This window comes from Nocardia wallacei (genome assembly GCF_029868745.1).
Taxonomy (GTDB): domain Bacteria; phylum Actinomycetota; class Actinomycetes; order Mycobacteriales; family Mycobacteriaceae; genus Nocardia; species Nocardia wallacei_B.
On record NZ_JARWOP010000292.1, the window covers coordinates 1 to 25774 of the forward strand.

The 25774-nt window shown below is 70.0% G+C and carries 27 protein-coding genes and 1 pseudogene; 14 read left to right on the top strand and 14 right to left on the bottom strand.

Annotation, left to right across the window (positions count from 1 at the left end; translation table 11 throughout):
- Nucleotides 1-310 precede the first annotated feature (310 nt).
- Both QH470_RS26435 and QH470_RS26440 read left to right on the top strand, forming a co-directional pair.
- Nucleotides 311-1900, top strand: coding sequence for a Na+/H+ antiporter (locus tag QH470_RS26435; protein ID WP_280275059.1), 1590 nt, complete (start codon nucleotides 311-313; stop codon nucleotides 1898-1900).
- Nucleotides 1901-2141: 241 nt separating this feature from the next.
- Nucleotides 2142-2963 carry an MHYT domain-containing protein gene (locus QH470_RS26440; protein WP_280275060.1) on the top strand — a complete coding sequence of 274 codons (822 nt, stop codon included), beginning with the start codon at nucleotides 2142-2144 and terminating at the stop codon, nucleotides 2961-2963.
- A gap of 6 nt (nucleotides 2964-2969) precedes the next feature.
- Here the strand turns inward: QH470_RS26440 and eutC are convergent, their stop codons facing one another.
- Together eutC and QH470_RS26450 are read right to left on the bottom strand one after the other, a co-directional pair.
- Nucleotides 2970-3746, bottom strand: a complete 777-nt coding sequence (gene eutC, locus QH470_RS26445; RefSeq protein WP_280275106.1) for an ethanolamine ammonia-lyase subunit EutC — start codon at nucleotides 3744-3746, stop codon at nucleotides 2970-2972.
- A gap of 71 nt (nucleotides 3747-3817) precedes the next feature.
- Nucleotides 3818-5224 carry an ethanolamine ammonia-lyase subunit EutB gene (locus QH470_RS26450; RefSeq protein ID WP_280275061.1) on the bottom strand — a complete coding sequence of 469 codons (1407 nt, stop codon included), beginning with the start codon at nucleotides 5222-5224 and terminating at the stop codon, nucleotides 3818-3820.
- A gap of 208 nt (nucleotides 5225-5432) precedes the next feature.
- Here QH470_RS26450 and QH470_RS26455 point away from each other — a divergent pair, with 208 nt between their 5' ends.
- A complete protein-coding gene (locus tag QH470_RS26455; RefSeq protein WP_280275062.1) occupies nucleotides 5433-6215 on the top strand; it encodes a rhomboid-like protein in 783 nt (260 codons plus the stop codon).
- 39 nt (nucleotides 6216-6254) lie between these two features.
- Here the strand turns inward: QH470_RS26455 and QH470_RS26460 are convergent, their stop codons facing one another.
- From QH470_RS26460 to QH470_RS26470, 3 genes are read right to left on the bottom strand one after another with little or no spacing between them, the layout of a single operon-like run.
- Entirely contained in the window at nucleotides 6255-7439 is a 1185-nt protein-coding gene (locus QH470_RS26460) for a cation:proton antiporter (protein ID WP_280275063.1), read from the bottom strand.
- 4 nt (nucleotides 7440-7443) lie between these two features.
- Entirely contained in the window at nucleotides 7444-7926 is a 483-nt protein-coding gene (locus QH470_RS26465) for a cation:proton antiporter regulatory subunit (RefSeq protein WP_280275064.1), read from the bottom strand.
- Nucleotides 7927-7961: 35 nt separating this feature from the next.
- Nucleotides 7962-8348, bottom strand: coding sequence for a DUF952 domain-containing protein (locus QH470_RS26470; RefSeq protein WP_280275065.1), 387 nt, complete (start codon nucleotides 8346-8348; stop codon nucleotides 7962-7964).
- Nucleotides 8349-8723: 375 nt separating this feature from the next.
- Between QH470_RS26470 and QH470_RS26475 the strand changes: the two genes are divergently transcribed.
- On the top strand, nucleotides 8724-8918 hold the full coding sequence (locus QH470_RS26475) for a DUF7455 domain-containing protein (RefSeq protein WP_024805954.1): 195 nt from the start codon (nucleotides 8724-8726) through the stop codon (nucleotides 8916-8918).
- Nucleotides 8919-9008: 90 nt separating this feature from the next.
- Here QH470_RS26475 and QH470_RS26480 read toward each other — a convergent pair whose 3' ends face one another.
- The gene (locus tag QH470_RS26480) at nucleotides 9009-9761 is read right to left on the bottom strand and encodes a TetR/AcrR family transcriptional regulator (protein ID WP_280275066.1); all 753 of its coding nucleotides are present in this window, start codon (nucleotides 9759-9761) and stop codon (nucleotides 9009-9011) included.
- Between the two features lie 117 nt (nucleotides 9762-9878).
- Between QH470_RS26480 and QH470_RS26485 the strand changes: the two genes are divergently transcribed.
- Nucleotides 9879-11624 carry a DEAD/DEAH box helicase gene (locus QH470_RS26485; protein ID WP_280275067.1) on the top strand — a complete coding sequence of 582 codons (1746 nt, stop codon included), beginning with the start codon at nucleotides 9879-9881 and terminating at the stop codon, nucleotides 11622-11624.
- Nucleotide 11625: 1 nt separating this feature from the next.
- On the top strand, nucleotides 11626-12207 hold the full coding sequence (locus QH470_RS26490; RefSeq protein ID WP_280275068.1) for an SWIM zinc finger family protein: 582 nt from the start codon (nucleotides 11626-11628) through the stop codon (nucleotides 12205-12207).
- A 19-nt stretch (nucleotides 12208-12226) separates the two neighbouring features.
- Here the strand turns inward: QH470_RS26490 and QH470_RS26495 are convergent, their stop codons facing one another.
- Nucleotides 12227-12796 (bottom strand): class I SAM-dependent methyltransferase, encoded by a 570-nt coding sequence (locus QH470_RS26495; RefSeq protein ID WP_280275069.1) that lies wholly within the window; start codon nucleotides 12794-12796, stop codon nucleotides 12227-12229.
- A 55-nt stretch (nucleotides 12797-12851) separates the two neighbouring features.
- Between QH470_RS26495 and QH470_RS26500 the strand changes: the two genes are divergently transcribed.
- Entirely contained in the window at nucleotides 12852-13667 is an 816-nt protein-coding gene (locus tag QH470_RS26500; protein WP_280275070.1) for an AraC family transcriptional regulator, read from the top strand.
- On the opposite strand, the gene QH470_RS26505 is transcribed toward QH470_RS26500, so the two are convergent.
- Entirely contained in the window at nucleotides 13668-14408 is a 741-nt protein-coding gene (locus QH470_RS26505; protein ID WP_280275071.1) for an SDR family NAD(P)-dependent oxidoreductase, read from the bottom strand.
- Nucleotides 14409-14512: 104 nt separating this feature from the next.
- Between QH470_RS26505 and QH470_RS26510 the strand changes: the two genes are divergently transcribed.
- Complete coding sequence (locus QH470_RS26510) at nucleotides 14513-15118, top strand: TetR/AcrR family transcriptional regulator (RefSeq protein WP_280275072.1); 606 nt, start codon at nucleotides 14513-14515, stop codon at nucleotides 15116-15118.
- Here the strand turns inward: QH470_RS26510 and QH470_RS26515 are convergent.
- A complete protein-coding gene (locus QH470_RS26515) occupies nucleotides 15104-16816 on the bottom strand; it encodes a DEAD/DEAH box helicase (protein ID WP_280275073.1) in 1713 nt (570 codons plus the stop codon). The two genes, QH470_RS26510 and QH470_RS26515, sit on opposite strands and share 15 nt — an antisense overlap.
- A gap of 274 nt (nucleotides 16817-17090) precedes the next feature.
- Between QH470_RS26515 and QH470_RS26520 the strand changes: the two genes are divergently transcribed.
- Entirely contained in the window at nucleotides 17091-18098 is a 1008-nt protein-coding gene (locus QH470_RS26520; protein ID WP_280275074.1) for a YihY/virulence factor BrkB family protein, read from the top strand.
- A gap of 464 nt (nucleotides 18099-18562) precedes the next feature.
- On the opposite strand, the gene QH470_RS26525 is transcribed toward QH470_RS26520, so the two are convergent.
- Nucleotides 18563-19060 carry a response regulator transcription factor gene (locus tag QH470_RS26525; protein ID WP_280275075.1) on the bottom strand — a complete coding sequence of 166 codons (498 nt, stop codon included), beginning with the start codon at nucleotides 19058-19060 and terminating at the stop codon, nucleotides 18563-18565.
- Between the two features lie 59 nt (nucleotides 19061-19119).
- Here QH470_RS26525 and QH470_RS26530 point away from each other — a divergent pair, with 59 nt between their 5' ends.
- From QH470_RS26530 to QH470_RS26540, 3 genes are all read left to right on the top strand, one after another.
- Nucleotides 19120-19692, top strand: coding sequence for a helix-turn-helix domain-containing protein (locus QH470_RS26530; protein WP_280275076.1), 573 nt, complete (start codon nucleotides 19120-19122; stop codon nucleotides 19690-19692).
- Complete coding sequence (locus tag QH470_RS26535; RefSeq protein WP_280275077.1) at nucleotides 19692-20306, top strand: helix-turn-helix domain-containing protein; 615 nt, start codon at nucleotides 19692-19694, stop codon at nucleotides 20304-20306. Before QH470_RS26530 ends, QH470_RS26535 begins: the two co-directional genes overlap by 1 nt.
- 105 nt (nucleotides 20307-20411) lie before the next feature.
- A complete protein-coding gene (locus QH470_RS26540) occupies nucleotides 20412-21611 on the top strand; it encodes a cytochrome P450 (RefSeq protein WP_280275078.1) in 1200 nt (399 codons plus the stop codon).
- Nucleotides 21612-21721: 110 nt separating this feature from the next.
- Here the strand turns inward: QH470_RS26540 and QH470_RS26545 are convergent, their stop codons facing one another.
- A complete protein-coding gene (locus QH470_RS26545) occupies nucleotides 21722-21979 on the bottom strand; it encodes a hypothetical protein (RefSeq protein ID WP_280275079.1) in 258 nt (85 codons plus the stop codon).
- Between the two features lie 530 nt (nucleotides 21980-22509).
- A pseudogene (locus QH470_RS38310) lies at nucleotides 22510-22896 on the bottom strand (MerR family DNA-binding transcriptional regulator); the annotation flags it as partial.
- On the opposite strand from QH470_RS38310, the gene QH470_RS38315 reads away from it, so the two are divergent.
- Nucleotides 22786-23397 (top strand): maleylpyruvate isomerase family mycothiol-dependent enzyme, encoded by a 612-nt coding sequence (locus QH470_RS38315; protein ID WP_425302788.1) that lies wholly within the window; start codon nucleotides 22786-22788, stop codon nucleotides 23395-23397. The pseudogene QH470_RS38310 and the gene QH470_RS38315 sit on opposite strands and share 111 nt — an antisense overlap.
- A gap of 412 nt (nucleotides 23398-23809) precedes the next feature.
- Here the strand turns inward: QH470_RS38315 and QH470_RS26555 are convergent, their stop codons facing one another.
- Nucleotides 23810-24241: an ArsR/SmtB family transcription factor gene (locus tag QH470_RS26555; RefSeq protein ID WP_280275081.1), complete on the bottom strand. Its 432-nt coding sequence runs from the start codon at nucleotides 24239-24241 to the stop codon at nucleotides 23810-23812.
- Complete coding sequence (locus QH470_RS26560) at nucleotides 24241-24897, bottom strand: SRPBCC family protein (RefSeq protein WP_280275082.1); 657 nt, start codon at nucleotides 24895-24897, stop codon at nucleotides 24241-24243. Before QH470_RS26560 ends, QH470_RS26555 begins: the two co-directional genes overlap by 1 nt.
- Nucleotides 24898-25026: 129 nt before the next feature.
- On the opposite strand from QH470_RS26560, the gene QH470_RS26565 reads away from it, so the two are divergent.
- Entirely contained in the window at nucleotides 25027-25773 is a 747-nt protein-coding gene (locus QH470_RS26565; RefSeq protein ID WP_425302789.1) for a PAS and ANTAR domain-containing protein, read from the top strand.
- The last annotated feature ends 1 nt before the right edge of the window (nucleotide 25774 follow it).

Below are 25774 nucleotides of genomic sequence, written 5' to 3' on the forward strand. Positions count from 1 at the left end.
CCCCCCCGCCCCCCGGCCCTGCGGTAAAACCTGTACTACACAAACCACCATAACCCCAAACCCCCGCCGCAACTCCGGCGGCGTTTCGCATTCACCGGCAATACTGCCAAGGCGGTTGCCCCGCAAGCACGAAAACAGCAACCACACTTCCCTCGTCCGAACAACGCGTGCTGCCCTCATCCAAAGGTGCACTCCCCCACCGGGGGCCGCCCCGGGCCTGGACTGACGGAGCGGGGGAGCGAAGCGGAGGAGGGAAGGCCCGGGGTCACGAGGCCCCCGGCCGCCGGAGCGAAGCGGAGGCCAAAAACACATGACCCAGTTGGTGCTGATATTCGTGCTGGCGTTCGCGACCATCCTCGCGCAACCATTGGGCCGCCGAATCGGACTCGCACCGGCCGTCCTGATGACGGTGTTCGGCCTCGCACTCGCGGTGATTCCGGCCGTGCCCAACCTCGATATCAACCCCGAACTGATCCTCCCGCTGGTGTTGCCGCCGCTGCTGTACGCCTCCGCGCGGCGGACCTCGTGGCAGCAGTTCGCGGCCAATGCCGGGCCGATCCTGCTGCGCGCGGTCGGGCTGGTGATCGCCACGGCCGCGGCGGTGGCGGCGGTGTTCCACGCCTGGTATCCGGGCGTGCCGCTGGCTACCGCGGTGGCGCTGGGTGCGGTGGTGGCGCCGCCGGATCCGGTGGCGGCCAGCGCGGTCGCCGATCGGCTGGGGCTGCCGCGCCGATTGGTCGCGGTGCTGGAGGGCGAGGGCCTGTTCAACGATGTCACGGCGGTGGTGCTCTACAACGTGGCGGTGCAGGCGGTGGTCACCGGGCGATTCTCGGCCTGGCACACCGCGCTCGATTTCCTGGTGTCGGCGGTGGTGGCGATCGCGGTCGGGCTCGCTCTGGGCTGGGCAGGAAGTCGCCTGATGCGCACATTGAGCGAGGCCGCCTGGCAGGTGGCGCTCGGCCTGCTGCTGCCGTTCGCCGCGTACGGGCTGGCGGAGGCGTGGCACGGGTCGGCGGTGCTGGCCGTGCTGGTGTGCGCGCTGTACCTCACCGACGCGGCCGCGGATTTCAGCGACAGCGCGTACCGCATCGTCGGCGATTCGTTCTGGGATGTGATCGACCTGCTGGTGACCGGCGTGGCCTTCGGCCTGATCGGTCTCGAGCTCACCACCATCCTGGCCGCGACGGGACCGGACTGGCAGCGGCTGCTGGGCGGCGCGGCCGCGGTGGTCGCCGTGGTGGTGCTGCTGCGCCTGGTCTGGCTGCTGGTCACCACCGAGGTGTTCCAGCGCTGGTGGGGTCGGCGCGACACCGACGAGCCGCACACCTGGCGGGAGTCGGTCGTGACGTGGTGGGCGGGGATGCGCGGCGTGGTCACCGTCGCGCTGGCGGTGGCGCTGCCCCTGACGACCGACGCGGGCGCGGACTTCCCGGGACGGGCCGAGGTGCTGTTCATCGCGTTCACCGTGGTCCTGTTCACGCTGCTGGTGCAGGGGCCGACGCTGCCCGCCGTGGTGCGCGGCACCCACGTGCAGGCCGACACCGAGCAGGAGCGAATGCTGGAGCGCCGCTTGTGGATTCGCATCCTGCGCGCCGAACTGGCCCGGCTCGAGGAGATCGCCGACAGCGAGGATCTGCCCGACGAGATCTATCAGCGCATGCGTGAGGGGTTCGAACGGCGTCTGGTCCGCGCGGATCCGGAGGCGGCCGAGGCCGCCGACGACAGCAAGTCGGTCGATCGGAGCCTGCGTTTCACCGGCAAGATGCGGGCCATCAGCAACGAGGTGCTCGAGGCGGGCCGCACCGAGGCGCTGGCCGCCCGCCGCGAACCCGGCATCCCGCCCGACCTGGTCGATCGAATGATGCATCGGCTGGATCTGCGGCCGATGTCCCCGATGTAGGGACTCATGAACGGTGCGGTCGGTTTGCCCGTCGCCTCGCGTGCGTCAAGGGGGGTGAACACCAGATCATGCGGTGGACTCGAGTTTCGACACGCCCGCTACCTGCGCGCATCCGGCCCAGCAAACTCAGCTAATTTCCCTAATAGTTCTGCTGCAAATTTACTACCAGCGAGTACGCCGCTACTGTTCCGGCGTGCCGCCGTAATGCAGTCGGCGGGAAGCGTTCTGGCAAGGAGTCCGCATGCTGGAAGTCAATCACTTCACGTACGGGTGGCTGACGCCCGCACTGGCCTATCTGATGTCCGTCACCGGCTCGTTGCTGGCGCTGCGCTGCATGGTCCGCGCCCGCGGTAGCAGCCGACCCGACGGCTGGATCGTCACGGCGGCCATCGCGCTCGGCGGGACCGGGATCTGGGTCATGCATTTCATTGCGATGCTGGGCTTTTCGGTGCGCAATGCGACGATTCGCTACAACATCCCGATCACCCTGGTGAGCGCAGCGATCGCGATGGGCGTGGTGTGGGTGGGCCTGTCCATCGTCCTCCGGCGGCGGGGCGGCGGTTACGCGCTGCTGACCGGCGGTACCGTCACCGGGCTCGGCGTCGGCGCCATGCACTACGCCGGGATGTACGCCATGAAGACCGACGTCGCGGTGCACTTCGACCCCTGGATCGTGCTGTTGTCGCTGATCATCGCGGTGGTCGCGGCGACGGCGGCACTGTGGTTCGCGTTGCACGTGCGTGGGCTCGCCGCCACCGTCGGCGCGGCGCTGATCATGGGGCTGGCGGTGTGCGGCATGCATTACACCGGCATGTTCGCGATGCAGGCGCAGATGACCGGGCATCTGCACGCTCCGGGCGGCGCACAGGCGCATCAACTGCTGACGCCGCTGATCGTCGGGGTCAGCATGGTCACGCTGCTGCTGTTGCTGCAGGTGGGCATCACCGATGTCGACGAACCGGATCTCACCCGCATCCGCGGCCAGCACGCCAGCCGGTACTGGCCGAGCCGCACGCAGACCCTCGACGGGCCGCCGGACGACTTCGACAGGCGCCGATGGTGAAGCCCATCACGTGTCGATGATCCGACCCGCCGTCGCAGCCACCTCGGCGCGGCCGGAGGTGTCCTTGAGTTCCACCCCGGAGCGGCCCAGCCGCCGCGCCCCGGCCACCAGACCGGCGACCACCTGCGCGGCCGCCGCATAGCCCAGCCCCTCCGGCGGATGGATGTTCGAGACGCAATTACGTTGGGAGTCGGCACATCCGGGCCGCGGCCGGTGGGTGAGGTAGACGCCGAGACTGTCGGCCACCGACAGTCCCGGCCGCTCGCCGATGAGCACCAGGACGGTATCCGCCCGCAGAGCTTGTCCGATGTGATCGCCCAGCGCGACCCGGGCCTGGGTGGCGATGACCGGCGGCGCCAGCCGATATCGCTGTGCCAGTTCGTCTTTCAACGCGGCGAGCACGGCCGGTCCGTGCTCGTGCACGGCGCGGGGCGACAGTCCGTCCGCCAGGATCACCGCGATATCACAACCGTCCGGCGAAAGCTCTTGCGCGAGGTCGGTTTCCGGTAGCCTGCCCAGGTCCGGCCGCCGCAGGTACTCCGATCGGTCGGCGGCGCGGCTGCGCACGTGTATCGGGCGGCCGAGTCCGAGTTCGGTCACGGCTGCCGTCAGGGACGTCACGTCGAGCGGGGTGTGCACCGCGTCGCGGGCCTCGGCGTGCGCCGCCGCGAGCTCCAGCACCCGCCACGTCGGTAGCGCGTCGCCCGCCCGACCCAGTCCGATTCGCGCCTGAGTGACCTTGCGAAGCTCGTCCCAGAAGTCTTGCGCCGCAGCCTGGTTCATCGCCACCGAGCCGACCGGCGGGGACACATCCGCGGCACCGCCGGTCATCGGATCGTCTCGGTTCGCGTTTATCACGACTCCGCCAGCGCGCGCAGGGGCGAGGACAGTGGCGGCACCTCGCGAATGCGGCCGTGGGCGTCCCGCAGGCCGAGCCGGTCGAGCCAGGCCGCGAATTCCGGCGCGGGGTCGAGACCGAGTACCGCGCGGGCGTACAGCGCGTCGTGGAAGCTCAGGCTCTGGTAACCGAGCATGACGTCGTCGGCGCCGGGTACCGCGATGACGAAGGCCGCGCCCGCGGCCCCCAGCAGGGTCAGCAACGTGTCCATATCGTCGGAGTCGGCCTCGGCGTGGTTGGTGTAGCACACGTCGACGCCCATCGGCAGGCCCAGCAGCTTGCCGCAGCAGTGGTCCTCGAGTCCCGCGCGGATGATCTGCTTGCCGTCGTAGAGGTACTCGGGCCCGATGAAACCCACCACCGTATTCACCAGCAGCGGATCCAACGCGCGCGCGACGCCGTACGCCCGGACCTCCAAGGTCTGCTGGTCGACCGGCTTGCCGCCGGTGCCCAGATGCGCGCCCGCGCTCAGCGCCGAGCCCTGGCCGGTCTCGAAGTACATCACGTTGTCGCCGACGGTGCCCCGCCGCAGCGACCGCCCCGCCTCGTCGGCCTCGCGCAGCAGCGAGATGTCCACGCCGAAGCCGGAATTGGCGCCCTCGGTGCCGCCGATCGACTGGAACACCAGATCGACCGGCGCACCGGACGCGATCAGGTCGAGCGTGGTCGTGACATGCGCGAGCACGCAGGACTGGGCCGGAATGTCGTAGCGCAGGCGCACGTCGTCCAGCAGGCGCAGCAGATCCGCTGTGGCCCTGGGGGAATCGGTCGCCGGGTTCACGCCGATGACGGCATCGCCGCAGCCGAGCAGCAGCCCGTCCAGGACGGCCGCGGCGATCCCGCGCGGGTCGTCGGTGGGATGGTTGGGCTGCAACCGGGTGGCGAGGGTCCCGGGATGTCCGATGGTGGTCCGGAATCCGGAGCGCACCCGCACCGCGCGGGCCACCGCGATCAGATCTTGGTTGCGCATGAGTTTGCTTACTGCGGCCACCATTTCGGGAGTCAGGCCTGGGGACACCGCCGTCAGTGCGGTCGAGTCGCCTCGCGCCGCCGCCGACAGCAGCCAATCGCGCAGCCCGCCGACGCTCAGATGTGCCACCGGCGCGAACGCGGCCCGATCGTGGGTGTCGATGATCAATCGGGTGACCTCGTCGGTTTCGTAGGGCACCACCGGCTCGGTCAGGAACTCGCGCAGCGGCACCTCGGCCAGCGCCCACTGCGCGGCGGCCCGTTCGGCGTCGGACTGTGCCGCGCATCCGGCCAGTTCGTCCCCGCTGCGGCGCGGTGTCGCCTTGGCGAGCAATTCCACCAGCCCGTCGAACGCGTAGGTGGTGCCGCCCAAGCTTTGGCGGTATATCGTCACGCGGTCCTCCTGCGGCACTCGGTCGGCGTCCTCCGCGCCGATTCTGGTCCGGCGATGTTGCCGTTCGGTTGGCGTTTGTTGCCGGGGTATGACCCGACACCAACCCGGCCCGAACGTCGGCGTGCCACGCAGGCCCCGGCGTGCGGTGCCGCCGGGGTCGGGGCGCGCCGCCGCGCGAGGGGGCTCGGGACAGGTCACACTTGCTGACGTGCCCGCCTCCGTCCTGCGCCACTATCACTCACCGTGGACCCGGACCGTCGACCTCGGGCACGGCGTGCGGGTGGTGCGGGAGTGGTGGCACGGCCGCCTCCGGGTGTACCGCGCGGCGCGGGCGGTACATGACCATCTCGGTGGCGCCCCGGCCGCCTGCGCGTACGCCTTCACGCTGTTCGTGACCTGGTGGACGATGCGGGGCATCAGCGATATCGCCGGGCACCGCCTGATCCTGTCGGTGTCGACCAATCTGCACAACATGCGCGATGACCCGGTGCAGGTGCTGGTCGCCTCGGCGTTCTGGACCGAGGGCGGCTTCCCGTGGACGATCGTGCTCGGGTTCCTGACCGTGATGGCGTGGGCCGAACGCTGGCTGGGCACCGTGCGCTGGGTGCTGGTCTTCGCCGCGGGGCACGTCGGCGCGACGCTGATCACGGTCACGGGCATCGCCTACGCCGTCGATCACCGGCTGATTCCGCTGAAGGTGGCGGTCGTCTCGGATGTCGGTGCGTCCTATGGCTTCTCGGCCGTCCTGGCGGCGCTGGCGTACCACTTGTCCGGCGTGGCGCGGCTGGTGTGGGCGGGCGGGCTGGTGGCCTGGTTCGGGCTACTCGCCTGGCGCGGGCGCACTTTCACCGATTACGGCCATCTGACCGCGGTGCTGATCGGATTACTGGTCGGGGCGGTAGCGCTCACGGTCGCGCGCCGACTGGAACGGCGGACCAGACGACGCCATGCCACGCCCGAAACCACACGCGGCGAGGCGAATTCGGCCTGATCGTCCGGCCGGGCACGACGGCGCGGCGGCCCGGCCGGCTCAACCGTCCGCGGGCGCGCGGCGAAACGACCGCTGCGCCAGCCCCACCACGGGCTCGACGATCCGCGCGGCGATCGGACCCAGCACGGCCATCAGGAACACGTAAGCCGACGCCAGCGCGGCCAGCTCACCGTCCACCGCGCCCACCGTCACCGCCAGACCCGCGATGACGATGGAGAATTCGCCCCGCGCGACGAGCGCGGCCCCGGCCCGCGCCCGGCCCATCCGCCGGATTCCCTGTCCCGCGGACGCCAGCCAGCCGGTCGCCACCTTCGTCAGCACGGACACCACGGCCAGCAGCACCGCCCAGCCAAGCACCGGCGGAATGGCCCGGGGGTCGGTGTTGAGCCCGAACGCCACGAAGAAGATCGCGGCGAACAGATCGCGCAGCGGTTCCAGCAGCTTCGCCGCGTTCTGCGCGGTCGACCCGGAGATGGCGATGCCGAGCAGGAACGCGCCGACCGCCGCCGACACGTTCAGCGCCGACGCCAGCCCGGCCACCAGCAGCGCGGCGCCGAACAGCTTGAGCAGGAACACTTCTTTGTCGGCGGAATCCACGATGGCCGACACGAACCGCCCGTAGCGCAACGCCACCACCAGCACGCAGGCGATGGCCAGCAGCGCGATCGCCAGCGACCGCAGCCCCGCCAGATAACCCACCCCGGCCAGCAACGTGGTGAGCAGCGGCAGGTACACCGCCATCGTCAGATCCTCGAACACCAGGATCGACAGCACCACCGGCGTCTCCCGGTTACCCAGCCGCCCCAGATCGTTGAGCACCTTGGCCGCGATCCCGGACGAGGAGATGTAGGTGACGCCGCCCATCGTCACCGCGCCGACCACGCCCCAGCCGAGCAGCAGCGCCACCACCACTCCCGGTGTCGCGTTGGCGACGATGTCGAACAGGCCCGCCGCCCAGGAGCGGCGCAGCCCGGTCACCAGTTCGGCCGCGGTGTATTCCAGGCCGAGCAGCAACAGCAGCAGCACCACGCCGATCTCGCCGGCGACATGGCCGAATTCGGCCGCCGATTCCAGCCGGATGACCCCACCGTCGCCGAAGGCCAAGCCGCCCAGCAGATACAGCGGGATCGGGGACATTCCGAAGCCTCCGGCCACGCGCCCGAGCACTCCGAGAACGAACAGGATCGAACCGAGCTGGATCAGCGCGAGCGCGGTGGAGCCCACCGGGTCACCCGTCGGTCAAGATCGCCAGGGCCGCGTCCAGACCGTCGGGTGTGCCGACAACGACCAGCAGGTCACCGGCCGCGAGCACGAAGTCCGGCCCCGGTGACGGATGCACCTGCCCGGCCCGCATCGCCGCGACGATCGAGGCCTTGGTGCGGGTGCGCAGCCGCGTCTCACCCAGCATGCGGCCCTGGTAGGGCGACCGCTCCCCGATCGGCAACTGCCGGGTCACGATGCCCGGCATGTCGCGGTGATCGGCGTTGAGCTTCTCCACCAGTTGCGGCGCGCCGAGCAGGTTGGCCAGGGCCGCGGCCTCGTCGGTGGTGAGCGGGACCTGCGCGGCGCAGGCGTCCGGATCGTCCTGCTTGGAGATGATCAGGTCCAGACCACCGTCCCGGTGCGCGACGACGCCGACCCGGCGGCCCGATCGCACCTCGAAGTCCTTGCGTACCCCGATGCCGGGCAGGGCAGTCACGTCGACGTTCACGTTTCCAGCCTAAATGGGCAACCCCCGCCGCAGGGTCAGGCGGGTGCCCGCGGCGGCGCGCCGAAGCGGCCGTCGGACCCCGGCCGGTAATCGGTGACGGCCGTGACCGCCGCCATCGGCAACGGTCCGTACAGATGCGGAAAACGCATCGAGGCCGGATCGGAGGGCACGCCGGGCTCCCAGCGCACGGGCGCGTCCAGGCGTCCCGGATCCAGCCACAGCAACACCACGTCGTCCCGGCCGGCGAACAGGCGGTTGGCGGGCAGGTGTACCTGCTCCGGCGTGGACAGATGCACGAACCCCGCGTCCGCCAGCGACGGCGGGCGCCGCTCCCCCACCGCCCGGTCGGCCTCCCATTCGGCGCGGGTGCACAGGTGAAGAAGGGTGCCCGCCTTGGCATTTCGAGAGTCGTCGGCGTCCATCGCTCGACCATAGCCGGTGATCACGGGCCCGGCACGCCGTCGAAAACCCCCGGTGGCCTCGAAGTTTGCCATCAGTGGAGTGTGATTGTCGGTGCGCCGGGGTAGTCTCCGGATAGACAACTGGATCGGCCTGTTCACGGAAGTGGGTACCTACGCTTCGCCCGGTACTACCCGGCTGTTCGCTTTCAGCGAAATGCCTGGTCGTGTTAGGGAAAACACAAAGGAACATCTCCGGGAACAAAGCCCCCGTCCCGAACGTCTGACAGAGTAGTCATAGCCCCTGCTGGGAAGTAGCGGTAGCGAGCTCGCGGAAGGGACCGCGGGCCCCACACCAGGTGAACGGTCTTCTGCGCCGGGATCCAGGACGGAGGAGTCATGCCAGGAACACTGACTAGCACCCCACTGACCGCGGTCGATCGTTGCGACCGCTGCGGGGCGGCCGCGCGCGTGCGTGCGATCCTTCCCGGTGGTGGCGAGTTGCTCTTCTGCCAGCATCACGCCAATGAGCACATGGACCGTCTCCGTGAGCTCGAAGCCGTGATCGACACAGAGTCGGCACCGGCGCTGTAATCAGCTCCTTCAGTCCGATCGACAACTGAATCCGTCAACAGAAACCCATAACGGGCGGCCGGGTGGCCGCCCGTTTCGTGTGCGCGGACCTCAACGCGGGAGTGTGGCCTCGATGCCGGTGAGCAGCCGGTCCAACCCGTACTCGAACGCGCCGTCCGGGTCGCCCGGCGCCTGGTACTGCTCCCCGACCGTCGTCCCGACGCGCGCGGAGAGGGGAAATTCCGTGGCGGGCATCACCTGGGCGAGCAAGGGGCCGTGCACTTCCCACCATCGCGCGTCGCTCATCTCGCGGGCGCTGTGCCGCGCCGCGACCGCCATGCGGGCATTGCCGGTGGCGAATTCCGACAGCACCGCGATCACTCGATCCAGCTCCACATCCGTCAGGCCCGTATCCGCCAGGGCGGCCAGCTGGCGTTCGTATCGCCGCAGGCGGCCCGGACCCAGCACCAGACGCCACGGCGGAACCTCGAGCAGCCAGGGATGGGCGATCAGCTCGGCGCGCACGACGTTCGCGATCGCGGCCATGCGGTCCCGCACGGGCAGGGCCGGATCGATCGGCGGGTCCTCGGCGGCGACCGCGTCGACCATCAGGATGATCAGTGCCTCCTTGCTGGGCACGTAGGTGTACAGGCTCATCGGACCGAGTCCCAGCACGGCGGCGACCGCGCGGATGGACACCTTGTCGTAGCCCTCGCGGTCGGCGATCTCCACCCCGGCGCGCACCACCTCGTCGACGCTGACACCCGGCTTGGGGCCGCGTGCTCCGGGGCGGGGCGGCAGCGACTCCCGCCACAGCAGGTTCAGCAGCTGTCTTGCCTGCTCGACGGCCGAATCGTCGGTCACGGCGCTCCTCGCGGAATATCGGTACCCTGTACGAAGTTAGAATACCTCGTACATAGTACGTAGATCAGGAGAGTCGCTCTGCCCACCACGCACGCCACCTACCTGCCGGACCGGCACATGTTCGCGCTGTGGACCTGGAATGGTTCCGCACCGCTACCCGCGTCCGGCGCGGACACCGAACCCGTCTCGCTCGCCGTGCCCGCGCCCGACGGCTCGGGCATGACCGTCGCCTCGGTCGACTGCGAGCTGGCCGAACCCGGCCGGTTCGCGACAGTGCCGCTGTCCGACCCGGGCGCCTCGGTCACCGCCTGGCGCACCGTACTGCGCGGCGCGACGGCCGAACTGCCGCCGGTCGCGCACGCCGTGCCCAATGCCGCGCGGACCGCCGTCGTGTCGGCCGATCGAGCCGTGCGGGCCTGCGCCGGCAGCCAGGCCGTGCTCGCCGAGCTGCGCACGACGTTGCGGGCCGACCTGCGCCCCTACCAGGCCGGCGGCATCGCGTGGCTGCGGGAGACCACCGCGACGCACGGCGGCGCGGTGCTCGCCGACGAGATGGGGCTGGGCAAGACCGTGCAGGCGATCGGCTATCTGCTCGGCCGGGCCGACGACGGACCGCAGCTGGTGGTGTGCCCGACCTCGCTGGTGGGCAACTGGGCACTGGAGATCGAGCGGTTCGCGCCGGGGCTGCGGCCGGTCGTGTGGCGCGGCGGGGAACTGGGCGCCGTGCCCGGCGGATCCATCGTCGTGACCGGTTACCCCACGCTGCGCGGGCACGGCCGGGCGCTGGCCGAACAACACTGGGCGACAGTGGTGTTCGACGAGGCGCAGGTGCTGAAGAATCCCCGCACCCAGGTGGCGCGCGCGGCGCGGGCGCTCACCGGCGGCGCCCGGATCGCGCTGACCGGCACGCCGGTGGAGAACCACCTGGACGAACTGTGGGCACTGCTCAATCTGGTGGCGCCGCAGGCGTTCACGCACAAGACGCAGTTCCGGCGGCGGTTCGTGCGGCCGATCCACGAGGGTTCGCAGCGGGCCGCGACCCGGCTGCGGGACACCCTGGAGCCGATCGTGCTGGCCCGCAAGAAGGTTCAGGTGGCGGCCGCGCTGCCGCCGAAGATCCACTGCGATGTGGTCTGCGACCTCACCGACGAGCAGCAGCGACTGTACGACCGGCTGCTCGATCAGGCGGCGGCCGAGGGATTCGGCAGCGGCACGCAGCGCCAGACCCGGGTGCTGGCGGCGCTGACCGCCCTGAAACAGGTGTGCAACCATCCGGGCCTGGTGACCGGCGAGCTGGACGAACTGGCCGGGCGCTCCGGCAAGTTCGACGTCTGCGCCGACCTGCTCGCCAACAACCTCGAGACCGGCTCTCCCACTTTGGTTTTCACCCAATACCGGCGCACCGGGGAACTACTGGTGCGCCATTGCGCCGAGCGGTTCGGTGTCACCGCGCCGTTCTTCCACGGCGGGCTCGACGCCGCCCGGCGCGCCGAGATCGTGCGGCGGTTCCAATCACCGGACGGGCCGCCAGTGCTGGTGCTCAGCCTGCGTGCGGCCGGAACGGGGCTGACCCTGACCCGCGCCGCCGACGTCGTGCACTACGACCGCTGGTGGAATCCGGCGGTGGAGGCGCAGGCCTCGGACCGCGTGCACCGGATCGGCCAGACCCGGACGGTCACCGTCACCACGCTCACCACCGGGACCACCGTCGAGGAACACATCGCCGGGATGCACGGCCGCAAGTCCGCGCTGGCCGACCTCACCGATGCCGGCGTCACCGGCGCCGAGTCGGGGGTGGCGGCGCTGGCCCGGCTCGACGACGAGCACCTGCTGGAGATCCTGCGCCGGAAGCGAGGGAATTGATTTGCCCGACAACGACTTCGGATATACCGCGTGGGGCCGGGACTGGGTGCGTCTGGCCGAGCCGCTGTCCGTGACGCGGCCCGAGCCGCTGCTCCCCCGCGCCCGCCGGATCGCCCGCAACGACGACGGTGTCGAGTTGGAGATCGGGGGCCGGACGGTGCGCGCCGCCATCCATCGCGGCGCCCAGGCGTCGGTGACCCACGTGGAACTGGCGCCGCTGCCCGCCGCGCGGATCGCCGCCATCACGGCACATCTCCCGCCGGGCACGGCCGAGCTGTCCGACGACGTGCACGAGACCCTGCGCGCCGCAGGCATTTCCGTCGCCCCGCGCCTGCTGAACTCCGATTGTTCCTGTTCGGCCCGCAAATCTCGCTGCCTGCACCTGCTCGCCACCTGCTACGCCTTGGCCCGGCGGGTCGACGAGAACCCCTGGCTCGCATTGGATCTGCAAGGCTACCGGGACACCGCCGCGCCCGGCGATTCGGACACCGCACCGCCCCGGTGGACGCCTCTCGAAACCATCGACCCCGCAACATTTTTCGGCAGCACCGAGGCACCGGCCTCGGCGATGAACACAGGGTGAGAGCACGCGCGCCAGTCGATCAGGCCGGGCGGCGGGCGCGGAAGCGGAAACTTCTCGTGTCCTGATCGATCTCGATGTCGATGAAGCCGATGCGGGCGAGGCGGTCTGGCAGGGTGTCCGGGGGTACGGGGACGCAGGTGTCGCCCAGGTGGAGCAGGCGGAAGGCGACGCTGTCCAGTCCGTCGCTGCCGGCGAAGACGCCGCCCGGGCGCAGGACGCGGAAGGCCTCGCCGAACAGGTCGTCCTGCCGCGGCGGGGACGGGACGTGATGCAGCATGGTGAAGCACACGACCGAGCTGAACTCGTGATCCGGCAGCGGCATCGCGGCGCCGTCACCGTCGAGCACGGTCAGGCGACCGGCCTTGCGATCGCGCAACCGGGCGGCGAGCACGGGATCGATCTCGAGTCCGGTGAGCGCCGGCGCCCGCTGCCGCAAGGCCTCGACGTTCGCGCCGTAACCCGGCCCGACCTCGAGCGCGGAGTCCCCCAGGTCGAGACCCGACACCGCCCACGGCACGATGCGGGTGGCGCTGGCGCGTTCCCAGGCGGCGGAGCGGCAGAGCAGGCGGTGTACCAGATTCATACCCATGCCCGTGACGGTAGGAGCCCCCGCCGCTGGCCGCGAGACGCTACGCTGCCAGATTGTGTCGCAGAACGGACACCTGCTCGATGTCGCGGCGCCCGCCGGGCCGACCGCGATGGTGTTCGGCGGGCGCGTGCTCCCGGCGGGCCTCTGGTTCGATCGGCATCGGCACCCACAGCACCAAATCGTCTGGGCCTCACGGGGAGTGCTGGCCGTCGAGGCCGGCGGCGGCCAGTGGGTGCTCCCGCCGACCCGGGCACTGTGGATTCCCGGCGGACTGCCGCACCGCACCGGAACCCCCGACGGCGCCGCCATGCGCGGGATCTTCGTCGAGCCGGACCGCTGCCCGGTGCGCTTCACCGCCCCCACCCTGCTGCGCGTCGACCGCCTGCTGCACGAACTGTTCGACTACCTCACCGGCGGCGGCCTCGAAAACACCCGCGCCCCAGAGATATTCCTGCACAGCGCCGATCCGCTCGCGGCGGACCGACGGCGGCGCGCGGAGGCGGTGGTGTTCGACCTGCTCGAACCGGTCGAGGTGGTCCCGGTCGGCGCGCCGCTGCCGACCGACCCGCGCGCCCGCGCCGTCGCCGACGCCCTGCTGCGCGACCCGGCCGACGATCGCACGCTCGCCCAGTTCGCACCGGACGCCACCGCCAGCGCGCGAACACTGGCCCGACTGTTCCTCGCGGAGACCGGAATCACCTTCGGGCAGTGGCGAACTCAGGCGCGGCTGGCCGCCTCGCTGCCCCTGCTGGCCGGCGGACTGCCGCTGGCCCGCATCGCCGAGCGCGTCGGCTACGGCTCGGCCAGCGCCTACGTCGCCGCGTTCCATCGCGCGGTCGGGGTGTCGCCGGGGCGGTACTTCGCCCGCTGATCAGGCGTTGGTGCCGCTGTCGACGGTCACGACGGCGCCGTTGACCGCGCGTCCCGCCGGGCTCGCGAGGAAGGCCACCATGGCGGCCACATCCTCGGGACCGGCGAACCGGCCCAGCGGATTGAACTGCAACTGCTGACCGGCATGATCACCGCCCGCCGGATTCATATCGGTGTCGGTGGCGCCGGGCTGCACCAGGTTCACCGTGATGCCGCGCGGACCTAGTTCCCGCGCAAGGGCTTTGGTGAAGCCGTTGAGCGCGGACTTGCTCAGGTTGTACAGCGCCAAGCCGCCGAACAGCGCCCGCTCGGACAGATTGGAACCGATGCTGATGATCCGGCCGCCCTCGGTCATGTGCCCGACCGCGGCCTGCGCGGCGACGAACGCGGCCCGGGCGTGGATGTGCAACGCCTCATCGATCTCGTCGAGGGTGAATTCCTCGAACGGCTTGGCCGGGAAGATACCGGCGTTGTTGACCAGGATGTCGAGCCGTCCCAGCGACTCGGCGGTGCGGTGGACGGCCGCGACGGTCTCGCCCACGTCGGCGCTGTCGGCCCGCACGACCAGCGCGCGGCGGCCCAGCGCCTCGATCTCGGCCGCCACCTTCGCCGCGTTCTCCGCACCGGCGCGGTAGGTCAGCGCCACGTCGGCGCCCGCCTCGGCCAGCCGCCGCGCGATCGCGGCGCCGATGCCCCGGCTGCCTCCGGTCACGAGTGCCACGGTCCCGGTCAGGTCGTTCATCTCCGCTCCTAATTTTGTGTCGATCAATACATAAATGACTCAAGCAGACGATGGGCGAGGGCGTCAAGGGGTATATTTAACGATTGACACAGAAAGGAGCGGCCGTGGCCGAACGGGGTCGTCCCCGCGCCTTCGATCGGGCGCAGGCATTGCGGCGCGCCATGGAGGTGTTCTGGGAGCACGGATACGAGGGCGCGTCGATGAGCGACCTCACCTCCGCCATGGGCATCAACTCGCCCAGCCTGTACGCGGCGTTCGGCAGCAAGGAGCAGTTGTTCCGGGAGTCCGTGGGGCTCTACGGGACCTCCGAGGGCGGGTACACGGCACGCGCGTTGCGCGCGGAGCCCACGGCGCGCGCCGCCGTCGAGGCCATGCTGCGCGACAATGCCCGCGCGTATGTCGACGGCACCACACCGCGCGGCTGCATGGTCGTGCTGGCCGGCTCCACCTACACCACCCGCAACACCGCCATCCGCGACTTTCTCACCGAAAAGCGCAGGGCCACAGGGGAAGACATCCGCCGCCGGCTCGACCGCGGGGTGACCGAGGGCGACCTCCCCGCCGATACCGACACCGCCGAACTGGCCGCGTTCTACGCCACCGTCCTGTTCGGTCTCTCGGTCCAGGCCCGAGACGGCGCCGACCTGTCTCAGCTGAATCGAGCGATCGACCGCGCCCTCGCGGCCTGGCCGGGGCTACATGCGGCGTAGGGCGGCGATGCGCTGGGAGAGTTGGTCGGCGGTGGCCAAAGCCGTTGGCGGGCCACCACATTCGCGGCGCAGCTCGCCGTGGATGACGCCGTGCGGCTTGCCGGTGCGGTGGTGGTGCATGGCGACCAGGCTGTTGAGTTCGCGGCGCAATTCGCTGAGGCGGTCGGCGGTGGCGACGCGTTCGGCCGCGGCCGCGATGCTGGGGCCGGATTCCGCGCCGGCCGCCGCCGCGCTGCGCTCCTCGACCTGGCGGGTCTGGCGGTCGCGCAGCAGCGCGCGCATCTGCTCGGCGTCGAGCAGGCCCGGGATGCCGAGGTAGTCGGCCTCCTCGTCGCTGCCCGCGAAGGTGGCGGTGCCGAACGAATCGCCGTCGTAGATCACCTGATCCAGTTCGGCGTCGGCGGCCAGCGCGACGAACTTCCGCTCCTCCTCGCCGGGCTCGTCCTGCTGCTTGTTGGCCTCGATCAGCAACTCGTCCTCGAGGCCGTTCTTCTCGCGATGCGGCTTGCCGATGACGTGATCGCGCTGGATCTCCAGCTGCGCGGCCAGGTCCAGCAGCACCGGCACGGAGGGCAGGAAGACGCTCGCGGTCTCGCCGGCTCGGCGGGCGCGCACGAAACGGCCGATCGCCTGGGCGAAATACAGCGGCGTCGAGGCGCTGGTGGCATACACGCCGACGGCCAGGCGCGGCACGTCCACGCCCTCGGACACCATGCGCACCGCGACCATCCACGGATCGGTGCTCGCCGCGAACTCGCCGATCCGCTGGGAAGAGGTCGGATCGTCGGACAGCACCAGCGCCGGCCGTGCCCCCGAGATGTGTTCGAGGAGTTCGGCGTAGTCGCGGGCCCGTTCCTGATCGGTGGCGATCACCAGGCCGCCCGCGTCGGGCATGCCCGTGGCGCGCAGCTGGCGCAGCCGGGTGTCGGCGGCGCCGAGCACCTTCGACATCCAGTCCCCGGCCGGGTCCAGCGCGGTGCGCCAGGCGCGCGCGGTCTGTTCGGCGCTCAGCGGCTCGCCCAGGCGCGCGGAGTACTCCTCCCCCGCGCTGTCGCGCCAGTGCGCGTCGCCGGAGTAGGCCAGGAAGACCACCGGCCGCACGACGCCGTCGGCGAGGGCCTCGGAGTAGCCGTAGGCGTAGTCGGCGCGCGAGCGCGGGAATCCGGACTCGTCGGACTCGTAGTTGACGAACGGAATCTGGGAATCGTCGCTGCGGAACGGGGTACCGGTGAGCGCCAGCCGCCGCGTCGCGTCGCCGAACGCCTCGGCGGCCGCGTCGCCCCAGCTCTTCGCGTCGCCGGCGTGGTGGATCTCGTCGAGGATCACCAGGGTGCGGCGGTTCTCGGTGCGGACGCGGTGCTTGAACGGATGCGACGCCACCTGCGCGTAGGTGACCACCACGCCGTGATAGTCGCCGGAGGTGCCGCCGGTGGAGTTGGAGAAGTTGGAGTCCAGCGCGATCCCGGCGCGCGCCGCCGCCGCCGACCACTGATGCTTGAGATGCTCGGTGGGCGCGACCACCGTCACCTGATCGACGGTGCGGTCGGCCAGCAGCTCGGAAGCCAGTCTCAGCGCGAACGTGGTCTTACCAGCACCCGGCGTCGCGACCGCGAGGAAGTCGCGTGGCTTCGTCGTCAGATATTTGGTGAGAGCCCTGCGCTGCCATGCACGTAACGAACCAGCACCACCCGAAGTCACTCCACAGAGAGTAGCGACCCGCACCGACAGCAAGCCAATCGCATGCCGCCGGACCGCCCTGCGGGTCCCGGGTTCGCGCGGCCCCGGCAGTCCGGATCTCGGTGGCCACCGCTGGCTCCGCAGCGCTGCCCGCGGCGGCTCCGGAAACCCGGTGCGGGGCGTGAGCCGGGCGTGTCGCGCGCGGCGCGCCTGCCCACCGAACGGCGGTCGCCGAGCGACACGTTTCCCGGCCGTTCGCCTAATCGGCGCGGTCGTAGGTGATGCTGTAGGCACGATGGACGCGCACGAACCAACTCCGGACGACAGCGCCGCCCCGAGTCCGGGCGCGGCCGTGGGTCGGCGTGCCCGGCGCGCGCTGCACCGGACCTGGCAGCTCATCGCCCGGGTGGCGGCGAAGGCATGGGACGATTCGATCTTCGCCAAATCGGCGGCCGCGGCGTTCTGGCAGACGCTGTCGCTGGCGCCGCTGCTGCTGGGGTTGCTCGGCAGTCTCGGTTACGTGGGCGGCTGGTTCGGTCCCGACACCGTGCAGATCGTCGAGGGCAAAATCATCAGTTTCAGCCGAAACCTGTTCAGTCCCACCGTGGTCGACGACCTCATCGCCCCCACGGTCGCTGATGTGCTGGGGCGCGGGCGCGGCGCGGTGGTCTCGGTCGGTTTCGTGCTGTCGCTGTGGGCCGGTTCCTCGGCGATGGCGACCTTCGTCGATTCGATCGTCGCCGCGCACGATCAGCAGGACGCCCGGCATCCGGTGTGGCAGCGCATCTTCGCGCTGCTGCTGTACGTGCTGTTCCTGGTGGTGTCCGTGTTCGTGCTGCCGCTGGTGGCGCTGGGCCCGACGCTCATCGGCCGGGCGCTGCCCGAGGGCTGGCGCGAGCCGGGGCTGCGGTTGCTGGACAGCTTCTACTACCCGGGAACCGCGCTGCTGCTCATCGTCGGGCTGACCACGCTCTACAAGCTCGCCCTGCACAAGTCGCTGCCGTGGCACCGGCTGTTCTGGGGCGCACTGGTGGCGGGCGTGTTCTTCATGGCCGCCAGCGACGGGCTGCGCCGGTATCTGGCCTGGGTGACCCGCACCGGCATCAGTTACGGCGCGCTGGCCACTCCGATCGCGTTCCTGCTGTTCACCTTCTTCCTCGGCTTCGCGGTCATCCTCGGCGCGGAATTCAATGCCGCCGTGCAGGAGTTCTGGCCCGCGCGCGCCACCCGCGTCGAGCAATTCAAGCGCTGGCTCGCCCGGCACCTGCAAGGCAAGTCGCAGCCGATGCGGATCGTTCCGTGATCGCTTTCGGTGTGCCCGGGTGTAGCTGGACATCGGTCTCGGATATAGCCGCGCGGCATCGCCGGCGGACGTATCGAGCGGCGGGCACGGGTCAACGCCATGGGCGCAGGATCCGGAACGTCACCGCCAATCCCAGAATTATCAACACAAATGCAATTGCAGATGTAAACCACGATTGCGTGAGCGTGGCTATTCCGCCCGTCAAAATCGAGCAGACCAGCAGAGACAGTGCGACAGACCCCTTCTCGACCCCACGGGCCCGGGCTTTCACTTCAGCCTTGCCGGTCGCGATCACAGAGTGCCCCTATCGCAGAATTATCGGATCCGATATAGCACTTTTACTCACGCAACATTCATAACGCAACCTTGAGAATGTCGACATGCCGGAAACCGGGCGATCACCGGCGAACGAGACATTTATTCGCTACTGCCGGGCACACATATCGGATCGCCCGGCAGGCGCCTCACAACAGACCGTGCCGGCGCGCGTTGGCGACCGCTTGCGCCCGGTTCCGCGCCTGCAGTTTCTGCATGACCGCGCGCAAATAAGACTTGACGGTATTGTTCGACAGCCCGAGCCGGGCGCCGATCTCACCATTGGTATGGCCCGTCGCCACGAGCCGCAGCACATCGTACTCGCGCGGCGTGAGGGCGTCCGCGATATCTTCACGCCGATCGCCGTCCGCCCGGCGCGCCGCCTGCAACGCGGCCGTGGCGTTCTCGGTGTGCCGCTGCAGCCGGATCAGCCGCGCCCGCAACTCCGGATCGTCACCGGCGCGAACGACCAGTTCCGCTACACCGGAACCGATCTCGGACAACAGGACTCGCACGCTGCCGTGCGGATCGGCACCCGGTCCATCGTCAGTGACCGACACCGCGACCTCGCAATCGTCGAACTGGCACCGAGTACAGCATCGATGAAGATCGTTGTCAATCAGTGAAGGAAACTCATATCCAATCAATGAAGGGACCGGATGAACTGCTACGCTCCGTCGGTCGCACGACGAGGAGTGAAGAGGCCATGCGGAAGAAGCCGCTGGCGGAGCAGGACGCCGACCAGCTCCGCGAACTCGGCAGGGTTATCCGGTCGGTCCGGCGCGGCATGCTCAGCCTCGAGGGCCTGGCCCAGCGCGCCGACATCAGCGCGGGCCAGTTGAGTCAGATCGAGAACGGCACCGGAAATCCCACGGTGGAGGTGCTGCTGCGGATTGCCGACACCCTCGGCATGGATCTCACCGAGCTCGTCGAACAACCGCCGGCCCGGCGAACCCTCGTGGTGCGCGCCGGGGAACGCCGCCGGTATCAGCCGCCCGCGATCGACCACGACATCGAGCTGCTGACACCGGTGATCGGGCACGAGCTGGGCGTGGCCTTCGCCGTGTTGCAGCCGGGGGAAGCCCGCGACGCGCGCTCGCAGGTGCACGGCGACGTGCTGTACTACGTGGTGGCCGGTGCGCTGGAGATCGTCAAGGACGGCATCGAATACCTTCTGCACGTGGGTGATTCGCTGTTCATCTCGTTCCCGCACCGCCTCTCCGCCGCCAACGCCGAACCGGTGGAGCACCTGGCGGTGTTCCGGCCGGAGGCCGAGTGATGTCGAGCGAGGATACCGCCGCGGCGCGCGCCCGGCTGGTGCACCGGATCGGGCACCGCATCCGAGAGCTGCGCCGCAACCGGATGACCCTCGCGCAGCTGGCGCAGGCGAGCAACGTCAGCATCGGGTTGCTGAGCCGCTTGGAGAACGGCGTCGGCAATCCGACGTTCGCGGCGCTCGGTTCGATCGCGCGGGCGCTGGACGTCGGCGTCTACGCCTTCTTCGAATCGCCTTCGGATGCTCCCGCCGTCATCCGGGGCGCCGATCGCGTCACCCTGCGCCGGACACCGGCGGATCCCGAACTCGAACTGCTGGCGCCGAGCTTCTCGAGTCGCATCGTCGGGGTGCTCATGACCTTGCCGCCCGGTTGCGGTCCCGACGCCCTGAGCGTCGCGGGTTCGGGACGCCAGTACGAAATCGTGGTGAGCGGTCCGGTCCGGTATCGCATCGAGCACGAGGTGCACGACCTCGAGACCGGCGACTTCATCGTGTTCGAGACCGGCCGCCCGCACGCCCGGCACAACCCCAGCGACACGGGCACGGCCCGGATCATGTGCTTCGCGACCGAAGCCAGGCTGGGCACCTACTTCCCGGGCGAGTCCGCGACGGAATGACAGCGGTACACCCGTTCGGGTGTGCCGGACGGCACCGTCGGCGTGGTCTACTCCAATTCGGTAGCGGCACAGCCTATTCCGTGACCGAAACGAGGAACATCCATCATGACGATCGCCGATACGGCCGACCTCGGCCACGACCCGTACCCCTTCTTCGCCGCACTGCGCCGAGCCGGAGACATCTGCGAGGGCACGGTCATGGACCTGTCCCGGCTGCCCGAGTCCGCCCGTAACCGCCACTGCTACATGGCCGTGTCCTACGAGGCGGTCAGCGCCGTGCTGCGGGACAGCCGCGGCTTCAACTCCAGGAACTACGACGCCACCATCGGAACCCTGATGGGACCGACCATCCTCGCGATGGAGGGCGACCGGCACCGCGCGCACCGCGATCTGGTGGCCGCCGCGTTCAAGTCCCGGTCGCTGGCCGCCTGGGAACCCGCCATCGTGCGGCCGATCTGCACCCAACTCCTCGACGAGGTCGCCGCCACCGGGCACGCGGACCTGGTGCGGGACTTCACCTTCGAGTTCCCCACCCGCGTGATCGCGCGACTGCTGGGGCTGCCGGAGGAGGACATGTCGTTCTTCCGTGCCCGCGCGATCGAGTTGCTCACCTACAACGTCGACTATGCGCGCGGCATGAAAGCCGCTGCGGCGCTGGGTGATTACTTCCTCGAACAGATCGGCCGACGGCGTTCGGCGCCGACCGCCGACATCATCGGCGACCTGGTGACCGCCGAGGTCGACGGCGAGCGGCTGAGCGACGACGCGATCTGCTCGTTCCTGCGACTGCTGCTGCTCGCGGGGCTGGAAACCACCTACCGGTCCTCGGGCAATCTCCTGTTCCACCTACTGCGGCATCCGGATCAGTTCGACCTGCTGCGCCGGGACCGCGATCTGATCCCCGCGGCGATCGAGGAGGGCCTGCGTTACGAGACGCCGCTGACGTCGATCCAGCGGCACGCCACCACCGACGTGGAGGTGCTCGGCGTCCGAATTCCGGCGGGTGCGGTCATCGACGTCTGCCTGGCCTCGGCGAACCGGGACGAGCGCCGCTGGGAGCGCGCCGAGGAGTTCGACATCATGCGGAAGCGCTTGCCGCACATCAGTTTCGCGTCCGGCGCGCATACCTGCCTGGGCCTGAACCTGGCCCGCATGGAAACTCGCGTCGCCATGGAATGCCTGCTGGATCGGCTGCCGAACCTGACCCTCGTGCCGGACCAGGACACCCGGCCGCACGGGCACCCGTTCCGCTCGCCCCGCACGCTGCCGGTGACCTTCGACAGCGATCCGTCCCCGACGGGTTGACGCCCGATCCGGGCTTGCCCGCTGTCCCCTGGTTCCCGCCGATCCGAGTACCGGAAAATGTCCGCATGGAGCGCCGACCGTGCACTCTAGCGCGCCGAGACCGGTGGGCGCTACAGGTCATCGACCCCTTGCGCGAGGGCCTGGAGCAGCCAGTGCTGGGCGTCACCGACGGTGACGGTCCCGGTGACCTCGCTGGTGAGCTGCCAGTAGCGCGGGATGCGATGGTCGGAAATCCTTGCGCCGCATAATAGTTGCCGCCGGAAGCGGGGCGTGTCGCGTTCCTCTCGCGCGGTGGCGTGCGCATCGACGAACCGGTCGAGTTCGGGGCCGGGTCGGGGAGGCTGGTTCGCGGCGAGCAACCGGCCCACGGCCTCGCACGCCTCCCCACCCCGAGCAGCAGCGCCCGCTCATGTCGGACCCGCGCCGTATCCGGCTCGGCCGCACCGTTCCTGGTATCGGGCAGTTCGCCCGACTGCCGCAGCCGCCGCGCCATCGCGACACGGAAGGTGGAATCGGCTGCCAGGGTGGACAATTCGGCGTAGGCCAGGACGTGCCGGGGTTCCGGCGCGGTCGGCAGGGCGGGCACGTGCATCGCGAGGAACGCCTCGACCGTCGCGGGCGGTAAAGGGGTGAGCACGCGCCGCCAGAACGCCACGACCGTATCTCGGGCGCCGCGCCGATCCGCCACGGCGGCAAGCAGTTCCAGGTGCGCGGCCTGCGCGGCGGGCGGCGCGGATTCCACGGCGAGGAGGGCGGCGCGACGCCAGGTCAGTACGGCCAGTTCGGCATCGAGCGCATCGCGTTCGGCGGCGACCGCGGCGGGGATCGTGGTGGTACCGGCCAGGACGTCCACGATCGCGGCGAGACCGAGTCCGAGGGCCCGGAGGCGGCGCACGAGCAGCAGCCGATCGACGGCGACGGCCGGGTCGAACACGCGGTGCCCGCCCGAAGTGCGCCGCGACTCCAGCACCGCTTCGTCGCAATAGAAACGGATGGTGCGCACCGGGACTCCGGTCCGCCGCGACAGCTCGCCGATGCCGATCGGTCCGCCGCCGGATGTGTTGTGGGTCACGATCGCTGGAACCTCCACCTCGGTGGAGTTCCTACCGTACCGGTACACCCCCGGACGATGGAGCGAGCGATGACGATGACCACCGAAGATCTCTGGCGCGCTGTGGCGGCCGAGCGCACGACCCTGGCCGACCTGCTGGAGACGCTGTCGGAAGACCAGTGGGAGCACGGCTCGCTCTGCGCGGACTGGCGCGTGCGGGATGTGGTCGCGCATGTCGTGCTGTCCGCCTCCGCCGGGCCGGGACTGCTGCTGGTCAGCCTGATTCGCGCCCGCGGCAATCTGCACCGGATGATCCGCGACACCGCCATCCGCCACGCCGACCGGACACCGACCGCAGCGTTACTCGGTCAGCTGCGCGACAGCATCGGGCAGCGCCGGACGGCGCCGGGCACCACACCCGCCGACCGCCTGATGGACCTGCTCGTGCACGGCCAGGACATCGCAATCCCGCTCGGGATCTCCCGCCCTGTGCCGGTCGCCGCCGCGCACGCCGCCCTGGACCGAGTCTGGAACACGGGAATGTCCAGCTGCCACAAGACCTTCGGCGGTTTCCGCCTGGCGGCCACCGATACCGAGTGGAGCACCGGCGACGGCCCCCTCATCGAGGGCCCCGCCACCGCCCTCCTACTCCTGCTCACCGGCCGCCCCGCCGCCCACGAACACCTCACCGGCGACGGCGTCACGCACCTGCTCGCCGCCGACCGCGCCGGGTGATCGCCACCGAGCCTTGACGCACCACACGCACCCAGCGACCAAAGACAGGCTTCACCCCGCCATACGCGCCCAATGATCGGCATGCCTGACCATTCCGCCACACGCGGCCAGGGATCAGCGCGCTCGAGTCACCGCGCCACACGCGGCCAGGGATCAGCACGCCCAGGCCACCACGCCATACCCGGCCAGGGATCAGCACGCCCGAGTCACCCCGCCACACGCGGCCAGGGATCAGCACGCCCAGGCCACCACGCCACACGCGGCCAGGGATCAGCACGCCCAGGCCACCACGCCACATGCGGCTAGGGATCGGCGTGCCCGAGTCAGCAACGCTCTACGTACCCAAGGATCGGTGCACCCGGTCTCACCCGGTGAGGTAGTGCGATTGTCGGTGGGGCGGGGCGGGGTGTGGTCATGCGGGGCGGATGTTCTTGTCCGGGGGTTCTTCGCGGTGGGCGGCGGGGGCTGTCGTGTTCGGTGTGGCGTGGGTGGTTTTGCGGCGGGTGCGCTTACCGCGTGCGACCTCGGTGGCGAGCGCGTCGAGCGGTTGTGCGAAGGGGGCCAGTGGGTCGGCGAGTTCGGCCAGCCAGGCGCGTGCGGTCTCCAGGCCGGCGCGGTCGAGGGCGTAGAGGCGCCGGGTGCCCTCCGCACGCACGAGCACCAGCCCGGCGTCGCGCAGCACCTTCAGGTGCTGGGAGACGCCGGGCTGCGAGATCCGCGTGTGGCGCTGCACGGCGGCCACGACGGCGCCCGCGGGCTGCTCCTCGGCGGCGACGAGTTCGAGGATGTCGCGCCGGACGGGGTCGGCCAGCGCCTCGAAGACCTTTGCGGGAGAGAGCCCCATCAGGACGGCTGATCGTCCTCGGGGACGGTGGTGTAGAACGACACCGTCCGCTCGGCGGCCGCGTGGGCGGTGTCCGGATCGTCACCGTCCGCGGCGGCCGCGTCGGCCCAGCCGCGGGCCGCCGTCCGCACGAACGCCAAGCCCTCGGGAGTCGTCGGGAAGGCTTCTCCCGCAGCCGGATCCACCGATTCCCCGCTCGACAGATGCAGGCCCAGCCCCATCAGCGCGAGATCCCAGCCGACACCCACGGCCCCGGGCCCGAACTGCGTCCACAGCTCCGGATCGACGTACGCCTCGTGCACCAGCTCGAGCTGCGTGCCGTCCCCGTCCGCGGTGAGAGTGACCGCGAGCCAGGAGATCTGCGGCCCCATCTCCCAGGTGACGGCGAACCGCCGCGGCTCCTCGCACTCCTCGACGAGTCCCCCGGCGTTCCCCTCGATCTGGTAGCGCCCGCCGACCCGCAATTCGCCGCTGATCGGCAGGAACCAGCGCGGAATCCGCTCGCTGTCGGTGAGCGCGTGCCACAGGTCCGCCCGGTCGGTGCCGTAGGTGCGGCGGGCGACGGCGATGCGGGTGGGCGCGCCGTCGCGGGAACCGGTGCGGACCTCGCGCGCCACCAGTCCCGCGATGGCGGCCGGATCGGTGAGCAGGGACATGACTACCTCCTTGATAAGTTTTTACTTATATTAGCGGATGAGCCATCAGAAATGAACCCTTTCCACCCCGCGCGTTGGCAGCGGCCGCCGCCCCCTGCTGGCAAACGCGGTGCGAAAGTGCTGGTGAGAATGGATTTTCCGGGGCGGTGCGGTAATACTTGCCCCGTGACGGAGCAGACCGGGGAAGTCGTCGACGCGTCGGACGACGACAACCCAGACACCTACCTCTCGCCGACGCGGACAGTGGGTAGCTTCCGCTTCTGGTTCGCCGACCAGCGGTGGGAGTGGTCCGACGAGATCTTCGCGATGCACGGCTACACGCCGGGCGAGATCGTGCCCACGACGGCCCTACTATTGGCCCACAAACATCCCGAGGACCGCGCGCATGTCGAGGAGATTCTCGAGGCGGCAGTGCGGTCCGGCGGATCGTTCTCCAGCCGCCACCGGTTCATCGACACCGCGGGCCGGGAACACCAGGCCATGGTGATCGCCGACCGCATCATCGACAACACGGGCACCGTGATCGGCACGGCGGGCTACTATCTCGATCTCACCGACACCCTCGCCGCGCAGCGGCAGGAAGTACTGGACGAGACACTGCCCGGCCTGTACGAGTCGCGGGCCGTGATCGAACAGGCCAAGGGGGTACTGATGCGGGTCTACAGCATCAGCGCGCACCAGGCGTTCGACGTGCTCCGCTGGCGGTCGCAGGAGACCAACGTGAAACTGCGCGATCTGTCCGCGCAACTGCTGGCCGACCTGGAGACGGCCCAACCGCCGCCGCCGTCGGTCCGCAGCGACTTCGACCACATCCTCCTCACCGCCCATATCCGCGTCGGCCAGGAATACAACGACCCCGACACGGAAACCGCTTAGC